The organism is Rhodophyticola porphyridii (assembly GCF_003688285.1).
Classification (GTDB): Bacteria; Pseudomonadota; Alphaproteobacteria; order Rhodobacterales; family Rhodobacteraceae; genus Rhodophyticola; species Rhodophyticola porphyridii.
In genome coordinates this window covers 1-14,874 of sequence record NZ_RCNT01000009.1, presented here as the reverse complement: position 1 = coordinate 14,874, position 14,874 = coordinate 1, and the positions used below count along the sequence as shown (strand labels likewise).

15 protein-coding genes, 1 tRNA gene and 2 pseudogenes are annotated in these 14,874 nt (G+C 63.5%); 4 read left to right on the top strand and 14 right to left on the bottom strand.

What is annotated here, in order from left to right; translation table 11 throughout:
• The first annotated feature begins 28 nt into the window (after nucleotides 1-28).
• The 3 genes and pseudogenes from D9R08_RS16000 to D9R08_RS19460 all read left to right on the top strand — a co-directional run.
• Nucleotides 29-316 carry a DUF1330 domain-containing protein gene (locus tag D9R08_RS16000; RefSeq protein WP_121899082.1) on the top strand — a complete coding sequence of 96 codons (288 nt, stop codon included), beginning with the start codon at nucleotides 29-31 and terminating at the stop codon, nucleotides 314-316.
• Complete coding sequence (locus D9R08_RS19465) at nucleotides 317-1,984, top strand: ABC transporter permease (protein ID WP_407690614.1); 1,668 nt, start codon at nucleotides 317-319, stop codon at nucleotides 1,982-1,984.
• A 15-nt stretch (nucleotides 1,985-1,999) separates the two neighbouring features.
• Nucleotides 2,000-2,845 (top strand): annotated as a pseudogene (locus D9R08_RS19460) (ABC transporter permease); the annotation flags it as partial.
• A 93-nt stretch (nucleotides 2,846-2,938) separates the two neighbouring features.
• On the opposite strand, the gene D9R08_RS15985 reads toward D9R08_RS19460, so the two are convergent.
• From D9R08_RS15985 to D9R08_RS15955, 7 genes are read right to left on the bottom strand one after another with little or no spacing between them, the layout of a single operon-like run.
• On the bottom strand, nucleotides 2,939-3,871 hold the full coding sequence (locus tag D9R08_RS15985; protein ID WP_121899080.1) for an AEC family transporter: 933 nt from the start codon (nucleotides 3,869-3,871) through the stop codon (nucleotides 2,939-2,941).
• Nucleotides 3,872-4,672: an MBL fold metallo-hydrolase gene (locus tag D9R08_RS15980; protein ID WP_121899079.1), complete on the bottom strand. Its 801-nt coding sequence runs from the start codon at nucleotides 4,670-4,672 to the stop codon at nucleotides 3,872-3,874.
• A complete protein-coding gene (locus D9R08_RS15975; protein ID WP_121899078.1) occupies nucleotides 4,673-5,479 on the bottom strand; it encodes a TatD family hydrolase in 807 nt (268 codons plus the stop codon). It abuts the gene before it with no gap.
• A 20-nt stretch (nucleotides 5,480-5,499) separates the two neighbouring features.
• Nucleotides 5,500-6,627, bottom strand: coding sequence for a DNA polymerase III subunit delta' (locus D9R08_RS15970; protein ID WP_121899077.1), 1,128 nt, complete (start codon nucleotides 6,625-6,627; stop codon nucleotides 5,500-5,502).
• Nucleotides 6,624-7,253: a dTMP kinase gene (tmk, locus tag D9R08_RS15965; protein WP_121899076.1), complete on the bottom strand. Its 630-nt coding sequence runs from the start codon at nucleotides 7,251-7,253 to the stop codon at nucleotides 6,624-6,626. Before tmk ends, D9R08_RS15970 begins: the two co-directional genes overlap by 4 nt.
• A complete protein-coding gene (locus D9R08_RS15960) occupies nucleotides 7,253-8,425 on the bottom strand; it encodes a D-alanyl-D-alanine carboxypeptidase family protein (RefSeq protein WP_121899075.1) in 1,173 nt (390 codons plus the stop codon). The genes tmk and D9R08_RS15960 overlap by 1 nt, the downstream gene beginning before the upstream one ends.
• A 16-nt stretch (nucleotides 8,426-8,441) precedes the next feature.
• The gene (locus D9R08_RS15955; RefSeq protein ID WP_233557523.1) at nucleotides 8,442-9,293 is read right to left on the bottom strand and encodes an SPOR domain-containing protein; all 852 of its coding nucleotides are present in this window, start codon (nucleotides 9,291-9,293) and stop codon (nucleotides 8,442-8,444) included.
• Nucleotides 9,294-9,527: 234 nt separating this feature from the next.
• Here D9R08_RS15955 and D9R08_RS15950 point away from each other — a divergent pair.
• A tRNA-Ser gene (locus D9R08_RS15950) sits at nucleotides 9,528-9,617 on the top strand.
• A 113-nt stretch (nucleotides 9,618-9,730) separates the two neighbouring features.
• Here the strand turns inward: D9R08_RS15950 and D9R08_RS15945 are convergent.
• From D9R08_RS15945 to D9R08_RS19300, 7 genes and pseudogenes are all read right to left on the bottom strand, one after another.
• Entirely contained in the window at nucleotides 9,731-10,753 is a 1,023-nt protein-coding gene (locus D9R08_RS15945) for a tyrosine-type recombinase/integrase (RefSeq protein WP_121899073.1), read from the bottom strand.
• Nucleotides 10,754-10,872: 119 nt separating this feature from the next.
• Nucleotides 10,873-11,313 carry a helix-turn-helix domain-containing protein gene (locus D9R08_RS15940; RefSeq protein WP_121899072.1) on the bottom strand — a complete coding sequence of 147 codons (441 nt, stop codon included), beginning with the start codon at nucleotides 11,311-11,313 and terminating at the stop codon, nucleotides 10,873-10,875.
• 6 nt (nucleotides 11,314-11,319) lie between these two features.
• Nucleotides 11,320-11,520 carry a helix-turn-helix domain-containing protein gene (locus D9R08_RS15935; protein ID WP_121899071.1) on the bottom strand — a complete coding sequence of 67 codons (201 nt, stop codon included), beginning with the start codon at nucleotides 11,518-11,520 and terminating at the stop codon, nucleotides 11,320-11,322.
• Nucleotides 11,521-11,601: 81 nt separating this feature from the next.
• Entirely contained in the window at nucleotides 11,602-12,420 is an 819-nt protein-coding gene (locus tag D9R08_RS15930; RefSeq protein ID WP_121899070.1) for a hypothetical protein, read from the bottom strand.
• On the bottom strand, nucleotides 12,421-13,641 hold the full coding sequence (locus tag D9R08_RS15925; RefSeq protein ID WP_147450706.1) for a hypothetical protein: 1,221 nt from the start codon (nucleotides 13,639-13,641) through the stop codon (nucleotides 12,421-12,423).
• 58 nt (nucleotides 13,642-13,699) lie between these two features.
• A complete protein-coding gene (locus D9R08_RS15920) occupies nucleotides 13,700-14,770 on the bottom strand; it encodes a type ISP restriction/modification enzyme (protein ID WP_199709400.1) in 1,071 nt (356 codons plus the stop codon).
• A pseudogene (locus D9R08_RS19300) lies at nucleotides 14,767-14,874 on the bottom strand (IS5/IS1182 family transposase); the annotation flags it as partial. The pseudogene D9R08_RS19300 and the gene D9R08_RS15920, both read right to left, overlap by 4 nt.

The following is a 14,874-nucleotide window of genomic DNA, read 5'->3' as shown; positions in this document are numbered from 1 at the left end:
TTTTCCTATATCGAGACAGGACCACGCCATGCCCAAAGGTTATATCATCGGCCATATTACAGTCACCGATCCGGAGGCCTACCCGGAATACGTGCAGCGCGATACGCCGATTCTGGATAATCTGGGCGGCCGGTTCATCATCCGTGGAGGCCAATCCGAAGTGGTCGAGGGGGAGACGCATGAGCGCCATGTGGTGATTGAGTTCCCGTCCTACGAAGACGCGTTGGCCGCCTATAACGACCCGGATTATCAAGAAGTTGCGAATATCCGCAGGAACGCCGCGGACAGCATCATCATTGTTGTGGAAGGTGTCTGAATGACCGATGCGGCGGCAGGCATGGGGCGCGCGGCATCCGATGCGCGCAAGCTTGACGCGGTGGCCACGGGTCCGATGCTGGCCGCTGACGGCCGCCCGCTAAAGGCCAGCCTGAACCGCGCGCTTCGGGCGCAGAAGCTGCGCGCGCTGGCGCTGATCGCGCCACTGCTGCTGTTCATTCTGGTGACCTTCATCGCGCCGATCGCGGATATGCTGTTCCGCTCGGTCGAGAACCAGATCGTGTCCGAAACCCTGCCGCGGACGGTAATCGCGCTGGAGGACTGGCAGGAGACGAGCCAACTGCCCGGAGAGGACGCCTATGCGGCCCTTGCCTATGACTTCATGGAGGCCGCCGAGCGGCGGGAACATACGCGCGTCGGCTCCCGGCTGAACTATGAAACCACCGGCATGTCGTCGCTCTTTCGCCAGTCCGGCCGCGGGATCGACGATGTCGGAGAGATCTATGCCGATCAGTTCGTGGCGCTGAACCCGGCCTGGGAAGAGCCCGCGACCTGGGTCGCGCTGATGGCGTCGGAGCGCTGGCAGGCCGAGGCCGCCGAGACGGAAACCGACACCGCCCTGCCCCGGTTCGAGCTGGCCCCGGGCATTGCCGATGTGCTGCCGGAAACGGCGGATGCCTACCGCTCCTTCGCGCGCACCATCATGTCCGAGGATGAGGACGACCCGCGCGCGGAAGAGCCGTGGAACACGGTCTATCTCGCGCTTTACCGCGATCTGCTTGCCGGAACGGGCGGGTATGACGGGCCGCAGGCCGCGCTGCTGAACGAGGCGGCGACGGCAGTACCCGTTTTCGAGGCAGTTTCGGTACAGGCGCAATTCGCTGACATCAACGAAGACTGGGCCGATACCGAGGTCTGGGAAACGATTGAGGCCTTTTCCGATCCGTACACCGCCGGCTATTTCCTGGCCGCGATCGACATGCAGCTGACCCCCGACGGGATCGAGGCGCAGCCGGAGGAACAGCAGATCTACATCCTGCTTTTCCAGCGCACCATCTTCATGTCGCTGATGATCACCTTCAGCTGCATCCTTCTGGGCTATCCGATCGCTTATCTGCTGTCGAACCTGCCGATGCGCACATCCAACCTTCTGCTGATCCTCGTCCTGCTGCCGTTCTGGACCTCGCTTCTGGTCCGCACCTCGGCCTGGAAGGTGCTGCTGCAGCAGGAGGGCGTGATCAACGACATTCTGGTCTGGATCGGGCTGGTGGCCGATGACGCCCGCCTGCAACTGATCAACAACCAGCTGGGCACCATCATCGCGATGACCCATATCCTGCTGCCGTTCATGATCCTGCCGCTATACTCCGTGATGAAGACGATCCCGCCCTCCTATGTGCGGGCCGCGAAATCGCTTGGCGCGACCGATTGGACCGCCTTCTGGAGAGTCTATTTCCCGCAATCGGTCCCGGGCATCGGGGCGGGGTGCATCCTCGTCTTCATCCTGGCCATCGGCTATTACATCACGCCGGAACTGGTGGGGGGGCGCACCGGCACCTTCATCTCGAACCGGATCGCGTTTCACATCTCCTCAAGCCTTAACTGGGGCCTTGCGGCGGCCCTCGGCTCGATCCTTCTGGCGCTGGTTCTGGCGCTTTACTGGCTCTACGACCGGATCGTGGGCATCGACAACGTGAAGCTGGGGTAACGCATCATGTCAGGACTTCCCCCCTATGCCTCCACCGGTCAGCGGGCCTGGTATTACGGGTTCCGGGTGATCTGCGGGCTCATTTTCTTCTTCCTGATGGCCCCGATCCTCGTGATCATTCCGCTCAGCTTCAACGCGCAGGATTTCTTCACCTTCACCCCGGAGATGCTGCGCCTCGACCCGGCGGGCTATTCGCTTCAGCATTACGAAGATTTCTTCACCAATCCGGACTGGCAACAGGCCTTGAGCAATTCGGTGCGGATCGCACCGGCGGCCACGGTTCTGTCGGTGGTGCTGGGAACGCTGGCGGCGATCGGCCTGTCGCAGAGCCATGTCCCGTTCAAGGGGGCGATCATGGCCATCCTGATCTCGCCGATGATCGTGCCGCTGATCATCTCGGCGGCGGGCATGTATTTCTTCTATTCCCGCGTCGGTCTTCAGGGCACCTATCTGGGCGTGGTTCTGGCCCATGCGGCGCTTGGCATTCCCTTCGTGATCATCACGGTCACCGCCACGCTGGTGGGCTTCGACCGCTCGCTGACCCGGGCCTCCGCCTCTCTGGGGGCCAATCCGGTCACGACCTTCTTCAAGGTGCAGATGCCGCTGATCCTGCCGGGGGTGATCTCGGGCGGTCTTTTCGCCTTCATCACCTCTTTCGACGAGGTGGTGGTGGTGCTGTTCGTGGGCTCAGCCGGACAGAAGACACTGCCATGGCAGATGTTCACGGGCCTGAGGGACCAGATCAGCCCGACAATCCTGGCCGTGGCGACGATCCTCGTGGTGATCTCGGTCGCGCTTCTGACCGTCGTGGAGCTGCTGCGGCGCCGGTCCGAGCGGTTGCGGGGCATGTCGCCGGGCTGAGCGCGAGCGCCCCGGCGGGGAAGATCGTGCAGGTGCCCTGCGCCCGCACCGAGCGGCCAACGGGGCTGCGCGACAACCCCGGTGCGGCGGGCCTTACGGCAGGATCGCAAGCCAGGCCGATGCGGTGAGGACGGTCAGCGCGGTGCCGATCAGAACCGCCGAGGCCGCGACCCGGCGCGCCGTGCCGTACATGTTCGCGAACAGATAGGCATTGACCCCGGGCGCCATCGCCGCGGTGATGACAGCGGAGCGAAGCTGTTCCGCCGACAGATCGGTGACCGCACTGCCCATGCCGAAGGCGATGGCCGGATGCAGGACCAGCGACAGCACGCAGACAAACGCGATGACCTTGGCATCGCCTTCGGGCTTGTAGCGGTAAAGGACCCCGCCCAGACCGAACAATGCAGCCGGAAGCGCGGCGCGGATCATCAGATTGATCGCCTCTGTCAGGACACCGGGCATCGGCAGACCGGTCAGATTCACCACGAAGCCAAGCGCCACACCGATCATCAGCGGGTTGCGGAACATGGCCCGGCCGACCGTGTTGATCAGCCGCGCGGGCGACCCGCTATCGGCACGCACGATCTCCATCGTGGTGATGCCGAGCAGAAAGCAGAAGGCCGCGTGCAATGCGATAATCGCGAAATTCGGGCCAAGCGCGTCGGCGCCATAAGCGCGCTCCATGATCGGAAGGCCAAGCAGCACCGTATTCGCGAACAGCCCGCAGAACCCGATGGCGACACTGTCCGGCCATGACCGCCCGAAGAAGAGCCGCGCCCCGAAAAGCCCCGCGAAGAAACACACGGTCGAACCGGTGTAAAAGGAGACAAGCAACCGCCAGTCGAAATTCTGGCCCAGATCCAGCGTGGCTATCCCCATGAAGAGAAGGCAGGGGATAGCGAACCTCTGGGTGAAGTTCATCAGCCCCTCGACACCGCTGTCGGAAAAGAGGCCCCGCCACACGGCGACATAACCCGCCCCAATGACCAGAAAGACCGGCAGGACAATTGCGATGAGATCGCCCATTCAGAGCTCGTACCGGATGGTCATTCCATCATGGGCGGGCGTGATGTGCTCGGGCGTTTCATCGGCCACGGTCCGGTAGTCCAGATCGATATGCATGTTGGTCAGCACGGCGCGGAGGGGTGCCGCCCGCGCGATCCATTCAAGCGATCTGTCCAGATGGGCGTGGGACGGATGGGGCGCGCGGCGCAACGCATCGAGGATCCAGCAATCCAGCCCCTCCAGCACCGGCCAGACGTTCGCCGGGATATCCGAGACATCCGGCAGGTAGGCCAGATCGCCGATGCGAAAGCCAAGACTGTCGATATTGCCATGGGTCACTTCGAACGGGGTGAAGGTGATCGGGCCGCCGGGGCCGTCGATGGTGAGATCCTCCGCGCCGATGGCATGCAGATCGAGGATCGGCGGATAGGCCGAACCGGGAGGTTGTACGAAGGCGTAGCCGAACCGGCTGAGCAGGTCGTTTTGCGTAGGCCCGTCGGCATAGACCGGCAGGCGGCGGCGCATGTTGAAAACGATCATCCGCAGATCGTCGAGCCCGTGAACATGATCCGCATGCGCATGGGTATAAAGCACCGCGTCAAGCCGCCCGATGCCGGTATCGAGCAACTGCTGCCGCAGATCCGGGGAGGTGTCGATCAGCACGGTCGTTTCCGCGCCGCCATCGAACCGCTGGACCAGAAGCGAGCATCGGCGGCGGCGATTTCTCGGCTCCTCCGGATCGCAGTCGCCCCAGATGCCGCCAAGGCGCGGGACCCCGCCCGAGGACCCGCAGCCCAGGATTGTGACGACAAGCTCAGCCATTCAGGCCGCCTGCTGCCATTGGGCGGCCTTCCAGAACAGCCGGTCGAAATTGGCACTGGTCCGGGCGGCGAAGTCGGCATCGCTCAGCCCGAAAAGCTCGGCACCGACGCGGGCGGTATGGGCGGTATAGGCCGGCTCGTTGCGCTTGCCGCGATGGGGCGGCGGAGCAAGATAGGGCGCATCCGTTTCCAAAAGGATCCGGTCCACCGGGGCGGCGGCGAAAATCTCCCGCAATTCGGCCGATTTCGGGAAGGCCGCGATGCCCGACATGGAAAGGTAGAAGCCCAGGTCGAGCGCGGCGGCGGCCAGAGCCGGGCCGGAGGAGAAGCAATGCATGACGCAGCTATAGGCGCCCGCGCGGTGTTCCTCGGTCAGGATGCGGGCCATGTCCTCGTCGGCGGCCCGGGCATGAATGATCAGCGGCAGCCCGGTCCGGCGCGCGGCCTCGATATGCCGGCGGAGGCTCTCCTGCTGCACGGCGGCACTATCCGAGGTGTAATGATAATCGAGACCGGTTTCGCCGATGCCGACGAATTTCGGATGCCGCGCGAGGGCGACCAGATCCTCGACACTGGCCATGGGTTCCTTGGCCGCGCTCATCGGGTGGGTGCCGCCGGCCCAGAAGACCGGGTCATGCGTCTCGGCGATGGTGCGAACCTGCGGCGCGTTCCCGAGCCGGGTGCAGATCGTCACCATCCGGGTCACGCTGGCGGCCTGCGCGCGGGCGATAACCTGCGGCAACTCCTCGGCAAAATCGGGGAAGTCCAGATGGCAATGGCTGTCGACGATCTGTGGCGTGGCGGGCATGAAATCCGGTGTCCGAAGGCTCAGGCAGGCAGACGCGCCGCCGTCTTTTCTAGGCTCAGACACATATCGAGGATGAGCGCGGCAGGGTCAAGGTTGACCGACTTGCCGCGCCGCGCGCGGGCCGACAGGCCCTGCGCAAGGTCCGCCCAGTCCCGCGCGGCCCGCGGATCGGGGGCAAGCCGGGTCAGCATCCGCGCCTCCCCGGGCACGATCTCGGGGGGCGGGGTGCCGGTGGTGCCGCTGCGGGCGAGCCGCGCAAGGATCCGGTCGACCAGGGCCAGTGTCAGATCGAACCGAGCCTCCGCCCCACGGGCACCCGCGGCTTCGGCGATCTTGCTCGCGCGCGCCCGGTCCATCCCCGGCATGGAGGCGAACAGCGCGACCAGATCGGCATAGAGCGCAAGCCCGTCCAGATCGCTCAGCCGGGCCGCCTCGCCCACGGAGCCTTCGGCAAGTTCGGACAGCGCGCCGCTGGCCCGGCTGTCCACCCCGGCCTGGGCCAGCGCGGAGGCGAGATCCTCCTCCGACAGGCGGGCAAGGCGCGAGGTGCGGCACCGGGAGCGTATCGTCGGCAACAGCCGCGAGGGTTGATGTGCCACCAGAAGCAGAACCGCATTGGCGGGCGGCTCCTCCAGCACTTTCAGAAGCGCGTTGGCGGCATTCGTGTTCATCTCGTCGGCGGCATCGACGATCACCACGCGGCGGCCGCCATCGCTGGCCGAGAACGCGAAAAAATCCTTGAGCTTGCGGATCTCGTCGACCGTGATCTGCGCCTTCAGGCGCTTGGCCTTCTCGTCCCACGGGCGGCGGAGCAGCATCAGCCCGGGCTCGGACAGAGCCAGAACCCTGCGCGCCACCGGGTGATCGGCGGCGATATCGAGCGTCTCGGGCACCGGGGCCGCGAACAGCGCATCGCCGGCATCCGGGTGCGTGGCCAGGAGAAACCGCGCGATGCGCCAGGCCAGCGTGGCCTTGCCCACCCCGCGCGGTCCGGTCAGAAGCCACGCATGGTGCAGCCGGTCAGAGGTGAACGCTGCCAGAAACGCGGCCTCCGCCGCGCTCTGGCCGAATAGGCGCGCGGTCTCGCGCGGATGGGGCGCGCCGTCCAGCCGGTCGGCCTCGGGTGGTGTGTCGCCCTCGCCGCTCATGGGATCGCGGCGGCGACGGCGGCATGAACATCTCCGGCGACCGTTTCGATGTCGCGCCCGCCGTCGATTACCCGAAACCGGTCGGGCGCGGCTTGCGCCATATCCAGATAGCCCGCCCGCATGCGTTCCTGAAGGGACAGGCCGAAATCCTCGAACCGTTCCTCGGCCCCCTGCCGTCCCTTGGCGCGGGCAAGCCCCGCGTCCGGCTCCATGTCTATCAACACGGTCAGATCGGGCTCCCGGCCGATCATCAGGTCATGAAGCTGATCGACCAGTCGCCGCAGATCGCCGCGGGAAAGGCCCTGATAAACGCGGGTGCTGTCGGCAAAACGATCGCAGACGACGATCTTTCCTGCCTCCAGCGCGGGCAGGATCAGACGCTCCATATGATCCCGGCGCGCAGCGGTGAACAGCAGGATCTCGGTTTCCGCCGACCACCTGTCGGGGTCGCCCTGCAAGACGAGGGCGCGGATCTCCTCTGCCCCCGGCGAGCCGCCCGGCTCACGGGTCAGCACGACCTCGTGGCCGTCCCGTTTCAGCGCGTCCGCCAACAGCTTTGCCTGAGTCGATTTGCCCGACCCGTCGATGCCTTCCAGGCTGACGAACAGCCCCTGCCCTGCGCTCATCAGCTTGGCGCCGGGGCTGGGCCGTCGCCCAGAATGCTGCGCAGGATCGAGCGGGCGGCGGTTCCGAGCCGTATGCCGATGCCGCCACGTTCCACCGTTTCTGCGGCGACCAGCGGGATCCGCCTGTCTTCAAACCCCTCCATCCGCACCACAAGCGTGCCAAGCTCCGTACCGGCCTCGACCGGGGCGGCGATCGGGCCCTGATAGACGACCTCCGCCTCGATCCCGCCGTCCTGCACGGCCGGCACCAGCATCGTGACATCCTCGGTGGGTGTCAGCCCGACGGTCGGGGCCGCGCCCATGAACACCTCCGCCTCGACCACCACATCGCCCGCTGCCACGACCTCGCGTTCCGCGAACTGGCGGAAGGCCCAGTTCACGATCCGCTCCGCCTCCCGCGCGCGGGCGCCCGCGGTTTCCATGCCCGTGATGACGAAGGTCACCCGCCGGTCGCCCTGCACCGCGGAGCCGACAAGCCCGAACCCGGCCTCCTGCGTGTGGCCCGTCTTCAGCCCGTCCGCGCCGATGTCCAGCGTCAGAAGCGGATTGCGGTTGAAGCGGTTGTCGGGCGCGCGGCCATCGAACGGAAACTCGGTCTCCGCGAAATAGGTGTAGTATTGCGGAAACTCGGTGATCAGCCGTTCTGCCAGAATGCCCAGATCGCGCATGCTCATGACATGGCCCGGCGCGGGCCAGCCCGACGAGTTCCGGAAGGTGGAGTTTTCCATCCCGAGCTGCCGCGCCCGCTCGGTCATCATCGCGGCAAAGCCTTCCTCGGTCCCGTCCGGAGACAGGGCCTCGGCGAAAACCACGGATGCGTCATTGCCCGACAACACCACGATGCCGCGGATCAGATCCTCGACGCTCACCCGGTCCCGCGTGGTCAGAAACATGGTCGACCCGCCGAAGCTCATGGCGTGCGCGCTGACCGGCAGGCGGGTCTCAAGGCTCAGACGGCCATCCTCAAGCGCCTCGAACACCATGTTGAGCGTCATCAGCTTGGACATCGACGCCGGCGGCAGTGGCAGCTGATCGTTATGGCTCAGCAGCACCTGTCCGGTATTGTGATCCACGACATAGGCCGCCTCGGCCTCGGTCTCGAAGGCCAGGCCGGCGGTCGTCAGCGCAAGAAGGGCGACAGCGGAAAGAACGGATCGGGCAAATGCGATCATGGGGTTCCTTTTCGGATCAGTTCGTCACGAAATACGCGTCCTGGAAACCGAGGCCGCGCACGGTTTCCAGCAGTTGCTGGCGTTCCGCACGGGTGCGCGCCGGGCCCACGACAACCCGCCAGAACCGGCGTTCATTGCTGGTCTGATCGTAGATCGTGGGCACCATGCCCGCCGTGCGCAAGGCCTGCGCGGTATTGTTGGCATTGGCCTCGACGCTGAATATCCCGATCTGAATATAGGGCCGGTCCAGATTGGAGGCCGATGCGGGCGCAGCCGCGGGCGCGGGAGCCGGTGCCGCGGGCGCGGCCACGCTCGGCGTGCTGCCATCGATCGCGGCCGCGGCGGCCGCAATCGGGTCCAGCGGTTGCGTCTCGATGCTTTCCGGCGCGCCCGAGGCGGCGGCCATCTCCTCGGTGGCGGGTTCCGGCAGCGGCTCCGGCTCCGCTGCCCGGCGCAGCGCGGTCACGTTCAGCGGCGTCGGCTGGCCCGCGATGATGTTCAGGGCCGCCGCCGCATCGGACGAGATCTGCAGCGCGGGGCCCGGATTGTCCCGCTCGCGGCGGAAGAGCGCGCCGATCACGAAGCGGTCCGTTTCTGTGTTGCGGATGATGACACGTTCGGGGTCTGTCGCATCGGGATGGGCCACCCAGACGCCGCCAAGCGAGGGCCGCCCGTCCCAGAGGCCGTTCTCGGTGACCTGAAAGACCTCCGGCGCTTCGACATCGCGCTCCACCAGCCGGGTGGCGCCCGACGGGGTCAACCCGTCCTCGCTTGCGGCACCAGCGTCACCGGCGCCTTGCCCGAACGGGAGTTGAAACCCGTCCTCACAGGCTGCCAGCCCCAGAAAACTGGCCAAAACAAGCACCATCCGGGCGCCTGATGTCATCCGAAATCGGCTTGTCATGGATACTGTCCCGCTCCGCCCTGGCGCATGTTCACACGCCTGTCTTTGGTTTTTTTCATGCCTGTTGGCGCGATGTGACGCGCCCGTAAGGGCAAGATACAGCCAAGAGCCGCATCTGAAAACCCATCCTACGCGGATCGGCGGCAAACTGCATCACACTTTCAGAATCGATATGCAGGAGATATGGGCTTGCACCGCGGAGGAGTGGCAGAGTGGTCGAATGCACCGGTCTTGAAAACCGGCGTGCGTGAAAGCGTACCGTGGGTTCGAATCCCACCTCCTCCGCCAATAATTATGCTTAAAGCATTGAAATAAAGAATATATTCTCATATTTTATTGATCATTCCCACACTTATTCCCACACTCGACATCCGCTTGATCTAGCCGAAGCAAACGGTCTGTCACTCGCTTTCACCAGTGATCAGGCGTCGTTGATCGTCTCGGCTGATTTGCCCATAGCTGCGCAGGGTGGTGAGAGGGTCCGTGTGGCCAAGGTTTTGAGCGTTGGCGATGAACTCGGCTACGGTTTTGCTGTTCTTCGCCGCGTGTCGGGCCAGCATGTGCCGAAAGGCGTGTGGGCCAAAGGCAGGCAGGCCAGCCGCCTCGAACGCGGTGTTGACGATCTTGCGCACTGGCTCGGTCGTTTTCCAATGGGCGCGTGTGAACCCACAGACTGTAAACCCCTTGTTGGACTGCGCTGTCAGGGCAGTAGCGGGAAAAAGCGGGTCGTCCGGGCTGTAGAGCGCCACCTCGTCCAGATAGTTCGTCCAGTCGCGCAGCGGTGCTTCGGCTTCAGCGAAGTCCTTCGCGAAGAACGTGTCAATTCGCTTGCCGAACTTGGTGGCCACCTCGCGCGGGTTCTGGGTGACGGATTTTTCGTCTAAGTCCAGATGCTTGATCTTGAGCGAGGTCAGCGCCTCGACGCGGATGCCGGTGAGGCACAGCAGTGCGAAGATCGCCTTGTCGCGCATCTGGCGCGGGGTCGCGCTGGGCATCATAGCCAAGGCACGTTTGGCTTGGCGAATGCTGGGCGCGGGCCGCTCGGGGGCAGCGCGGGCTTCGGCTTCATCGCGTCGGGACAGTTGAAAATAGCTGGCGTCGGCGGCCTTGATCCTGCGCCGGAAGCCCTCTTGCTGCGACAACCAAAGGGTGAACTCGCGCATCGTGGCCATGATCGCGCGGGTGGTGGATTTGGCGAGGGGCTTGCCGTTCGCGCCCTTTGCGTGATCGAGGTGCTCGCGAAAGCCCACGGCCCAGTCAATGTGGAACTTGGCGAAATCTTTGCGCCTGTTCCAAACGTCGAAGCGTTCAAGATGGGCAATATCACGATCCAGGGTCTTGTCCGAAACCTGCTTGGCGTGCTTGCGAAAAGTCAGGAACTCTCGCTTGGTCCGCTCGTTTTTTTCGTTGAGTTGGGTGGTCATAAGAGCCTCCGATTTGCTCAAGTTCTGCCTGTCAAAACCCCTGCCAATCGCGGCAGGCTGGAAGTGGAAGATCAGGGGGGCATCTGTCCGCCTCTTTAATGTCGATTCTGGGCTGTTGTTTAAGAACCGACCTTGAGCGTTTCGGGTGCCTCGCTCCGCAACGTCACATCGAAGACATCGTTGAGGATCGCGACGCGTTCATGGGCGATAGGTTTGTGCATGATCGTGTCGCAGGTCTCGCAGATCGCGGAGAGTTTCGCGCGGGTGCCATCCAACTCGCAATCGACAAGCCCGCCCGCCGGTTTCCGCGCTGCGCGGCACTTCAGACAATAGAACTCGTCAGGCGACAGGCGGGATTTTCGCCCCTGTCTCTGGCGTTGGATATAGCTGATAAGCGCGTCACCACGCACCAGCGTTGGACGCTCATCCGACATGGCCGTCAGGCCTTGCTTGATCCACGCCCGAATGGTGCGGTCAGAGACGCCGGTGACACCCGCCGCCTCTGGGATCGTGTAGCAGCGGAGAGATTTTATTCCGCTGAGTTTGGCTGACTTGGGCATCTGGTCTTACGCCTCATGCCGTGCCAGCCATTCACGGATAGCGGCCACCCGGACCAGCCGCCGCGTGCCGATCTTGATGCTGGGCAAATCTCCTTTGGCCAATGCTGCGTAAAGAGTCGTCCGCCCGATGCCCGTAAGCCGTGCGGCCTCGTCAGGGGAAACAGCGATAGGGGCATGTTTCGGGGTTGGTTCGTTCAGGTTTGTCATGGTTCAAACTCCACCGTGAGAAAGTGGGTGAACCGTCGCGGACGTTGGGTGGATCAAAACAGGGCTTGGGTTTTGATCCAGTTATGATCCAGTTCTAAATTTGGAGACGCTTCGTTGAACGGTCACGCGTGAAGGCGCTGGGTCGTGTGGAAAGCGCGCAACGTAGGCGGCTAGGACCGCGTCTGCCTCCGCGTTGCGCCCATCCTCTGCCACCCCCTGCGCGACACGATCTGCAAGCAAAGAGTGCAAGCGCTCGCGGTAGACGCTGGGTCGCCCGCCGGTCGGCCTTGGTGGCGCGCCGACGGCTTCGGCCACGCTCACAATCTTCCGTAGGCGCGCAGCCCCCAAGTCCACCTGCACCATCTCAGCGAGATTGCAGATTGAGGCGTCACGATACGGCAACTGCCCAGCGGCGGAGACAACGAGGACGTAGTCGCGCCGGATTTCAGCGCGCAGGGCGTTCCCAAGGCTGACCAGATCATCATCCGTTTGAAGGCAGGTGTGGAAGTAAACAACCGCACGTCCGCCGGGTGTATCCACCAGCCCCACGCGCCATGTCTGCGGTCCGAGTTGCGATATGCCGCCCGGCTGACACTCAAAGGCCGCGTGTAGATGTTCCACCAGCGCAGCAAGGTCGGGGCGTACGGCGACAAGGTCAGCACGCTCAACAGAAACAAGGCCTAGGTCGGGACAAAAATAGCCATATGAGCCTCCCTCGAAGACGATCTCGGCATCGTGCGGCACATCGCAGCTCTCGCATAGCACCGACTGCACCAAGCCGTCGCCTTGGAGCAAACCTGCATCCAGCAGCGCGCCATATCGTGCATCATCACGATAGGCCTGCGCCGCAACCTTCCCGGCCTGCCCGATGATGTCACAGAGCAAGGAAACCGCGTTCAATCAGTCGTCCTCGATCACGTCAATTTCAGGCGCCGGGGGCGCAATCAGGTTCCACCGCTCCAACAGGTTGAGCACCAATTGGCGGTCTGCTTCCGTCTTGTTGGGGATCGTCGTGGTATTCGGGCTGCGCAAGGTCACGGTCAGAGTGCGGCGGCGCTTGCCATCTTGCGCCGCCATGACAACTCGCAGCGTGGCGGAGACGATCTGCCATCCACCGGATTTGAGCGGAGAAACCTGCCCGAAGCGCCGGTCGAGAAATTGATAAATGGTTTCGCCACCACCGCTTTTCTCGAAGCGGGCAAAGCCGCCGCCGGTTGAGAAAAAGTCAAGTGACGACACCTCGGCGCGCTCGACACCATCCGCCGGTTCAACCTGAAACGCAGGGTGGGATCGCAGCGTGTTCAGCAACACCTCGCGGCGCGGGGCTTCTACCGGCGGGTCAGACCCCGGCGCGAAGTGCTTTGAAAAGGCCTGCGCGTATTCATCACGAACTTTCTTTCCACCGGCGGCGCAAATCTCGACAATGCGCTCGGCAGGATTGCACGCGATGCCCACCTCCAAAACCCGCTGGAACACTTGCCGCTCCAAGCCCTCCGAAGCCCCAAAGGTCAATTCGCTTGCGGCCCGGTCCTCAACGTAGATGGTGGCCTGAACGATCTCCGTTTCCTCGCCCGTAATTGGGTGAACCCGCACAGCACGATACCAATCCGCCTCGCGCTTGCGATGAGCGGGAAGGTTCAGAATTGCAATCGCGTCTGCCACGAATGCCGCGCACGCGGCCTCATCATCCAAGGCCCACGCCTTGCCATCATCGTCGAACTGGAACGCCGACCAATTCTTGCCGCCCGTCCGGCGGTTCAGGGATGCCTGCACGGCCACGCGTTCAAAGACTTGGGGATGATCCAGCGCCAGCATCAAGAGCACGTCCTGCACGCCTTCGAACCCTTCCAGATCAATGCCCATAATCGGACAGACCTGTTCGGCGCTGACCATCACGGCATCATTCGTCAAGCTGGCCAGATGATCCAGTTCTGCCTTGAGCCGATCTTGTTGGCGTTCGGGCAGATCATCAATGACCGCGTTGAGGTCTGAAACAAACGCAGTGCCCCGCCCAGCGCTATTCCAGTCGAAATCTGTTGGCATCTCGACACCTTTTGCGGCGAGAAATGCCTTCAAACGCGCGCTTGGCGCTTTCCGTAGAAACCCGCTGTAAGACGCCATGGAGGTTTTCCTGTATGATCCTTTGTCAGAAAGTATTCATAGAAATCGGCGCATTTAGCTAAGTGTTCTCGTCCTCGTCTGCGAACATATCCAACTGGTCTCCGGCCACGACAGTCTTACCCGGGGCCTTACGTTCCTCGGGCGTGGGCGTGGGCAGATCGGCGGCGGCGAAGCAGGGACCGGCCACGACCTTGTCGAGCGCCTTCTCAAGCTCCGGCTCCATCGCAAGGGTCGCTTCCAGCACCCAGAGCAGTTCCAGCAATTCGTCGCTCATCCGCGCAGTCCAGCGTTCGGGGCGGATTTCATCGAGCGGCGAGGATTTCTTGCCCGCGCGCTTCTTCATCCGGTAGCCCAGCCACGACTGCACGACTTTAAGGCCCGATACCTCGAACTCCCAGACCTGCGGCGAAACGGGGCCGAACCGGCCATCCCCCACGGCGATCTCGCGTTTGGCCTCGTCATAGGAATATTCAACCGGGTAGTGCGCAGGATCGGCGGACACGCCCTTTATCGTGGTGGCCTTGCCCTGCGGCACCTCATCGCCGCGATCCTTGCCCCGGAACCGTTCTGCGTAGGTGTGCAGCCAGATCAGCTTGCGCCCCAGCGCCGCCGCCTCGGCAAAGGTCTTGCCGTCCTTGGTCAGCGGAACGCGCGGGCCAGGGGTTTCGAGCTCGTTCCAGAAGCGACGGGTATAGGATTGCCCGCCCAGCAGGGCATAGACATAGGCGGCAAGGTCCTCGGCATCCGTCGTGGTGCCGTATTCCGCGCCAAGGGCATCGAGCAGACCGGCGGTCACGTTCGGTTCGGTTCCGGCGGCGTCCCGGTAGAGGGGGATCACGTCCTTGCCGCTATACGATCCGCGAAAAACGTGTCTATCGGGAACGAAGGAACCGCACGTCATTCCGGGGCCGTGGCCCAACGGGTGCGACTGCAAGGTAGTCAGAAATACTTGTTGGTCAGACCGAACTTCTATCAAGGGCGGTCGGAACCGATCACCAAGCCGACCGTCCAAAATCACATATTGCCTATCAAAAGACCGATATAAGTATTCAACAATTTCTTCTGGCGCGTCGCCAGCACTCAAAGATTTTATTGCAGCGAGTTTTCCATTGCTAGGGTCAGGACTCATAGCCAGTAAATGACGAGTGCGGCGAGAGCGATGGCTGACAGGAAGACCTTCGGGCATCGGTCGTAGCGGGTTGCCACGCGTCTCCAATCCTTGAGCCTGCCGAA

What these genes read in the sequence shown, in the direction of transcription:
- D9R08_RS16000 (WP_121899082.1), top strand. Translation starts at nt 29, where the DNA reads ATGCCCAAAGGTTATATCATCGGCCATATTACAGTCACCGATCCGGAG.
- D9R08_RS19465 (WP_407690614.1), top strand. Translation starts at nt 317, where the DNA reads ATGACCGATGCGGCGGCAGGCATGGGGCGCGCGGCATCCGATGCGCGC.
- D9R08_RS15985 (WP_121899080.1), bottom strand. Translation starts at nt 3,871, where the DNA reads ATGGGCGATCTCATCGCAATTGTCCTGCCGGTCTTTCTGGTCATTGGG.
- D9R08_RS15980 (WP_121899079.1), bottom strand. Translation starts at nt 4,672, where the DNA reads ATGGCTGAGCTTGTCGTCACAATCCTGGGCTGCGGGTCCTCGGGCGGG.
- D9R08_RS15975 (WP_121899078.1), bottom strand. Translation starts at nt 5,479, where the DNA reads ATGCCCGCCACGCCACAGATCGTCGACAGCCATTGCCATCTGGACTTC.
- D9R08_RS15970 (WP_121899077.1), bottom strand. Translation starts at nt 6,627, where the DNA reads ATGAGCGGCGAGGGCGACACACCACCCGAGGCCGACCGGCTGGACGGC.
- tmk (WP_121899076.1), bottom strand. Translation starts at nt 7,253, where the DNA reads ATGAGCGCAGGGCAGGGGCTGTTCGTCAGCCTGGAAGGCATCGACGGG.
- D9R08_RS15960 (WP_121899075.1), bottom strand. Translation starts at nt 8,425, where the DNA reads ATGATCGCATTTGCCCGATCCGTTCTTTCCGCTGTCGCCCTTCTTGCG.
- D9R08_RS15955 (WP_233557523.1), bottom strand. Translation starts at nt 9,293, where the DNA reads ATGGTGCTTGTTTTGGCCAGTTTTCTGGGGCTGGCAGCCTGTGAGGAC.
- D9R08_RS15945 (WP_121899073.1), bottom strand. Translation starts at nt 10,753, where the DNA reads ATGACCACCCAACTCAACGAAAAAAACGAGCGGACCAAGCGAGAGTTC.
- D9R08_RS15940 (WP_121899072.1), bottom strand. Translation starts at nt 11,313, where the DNA reads ATGCCCAAGTCAGCCAAACTCAGCGGAATAAAATCTCTCCGCTGCTAC.
- D9R08_RS15935 (WP_121899071.1), bottom strand. Translation starts at nt 11,520, where the DNA reads ATGACAAACCTGAACGAACCAACCCCGAAACATGCCCCTATCGCTGTT.
- D9R08_RS15925 (WP_147450706.1), bottom strand. Translation starts at nt 13,641, where the DNA reads ATGGCGTCTTACAGCGGGTTTCTACGGAAAGCGCCAAGCGCGCGTTTG.
- D9R08_RS15920 (WP_199709400.1), bottom strand. Translation starts at nt 14,770, where the DNA reads ATGAGTCCTGACCCTAGCAATGGAAAACTCGCTGCAATAAAATCTTTG.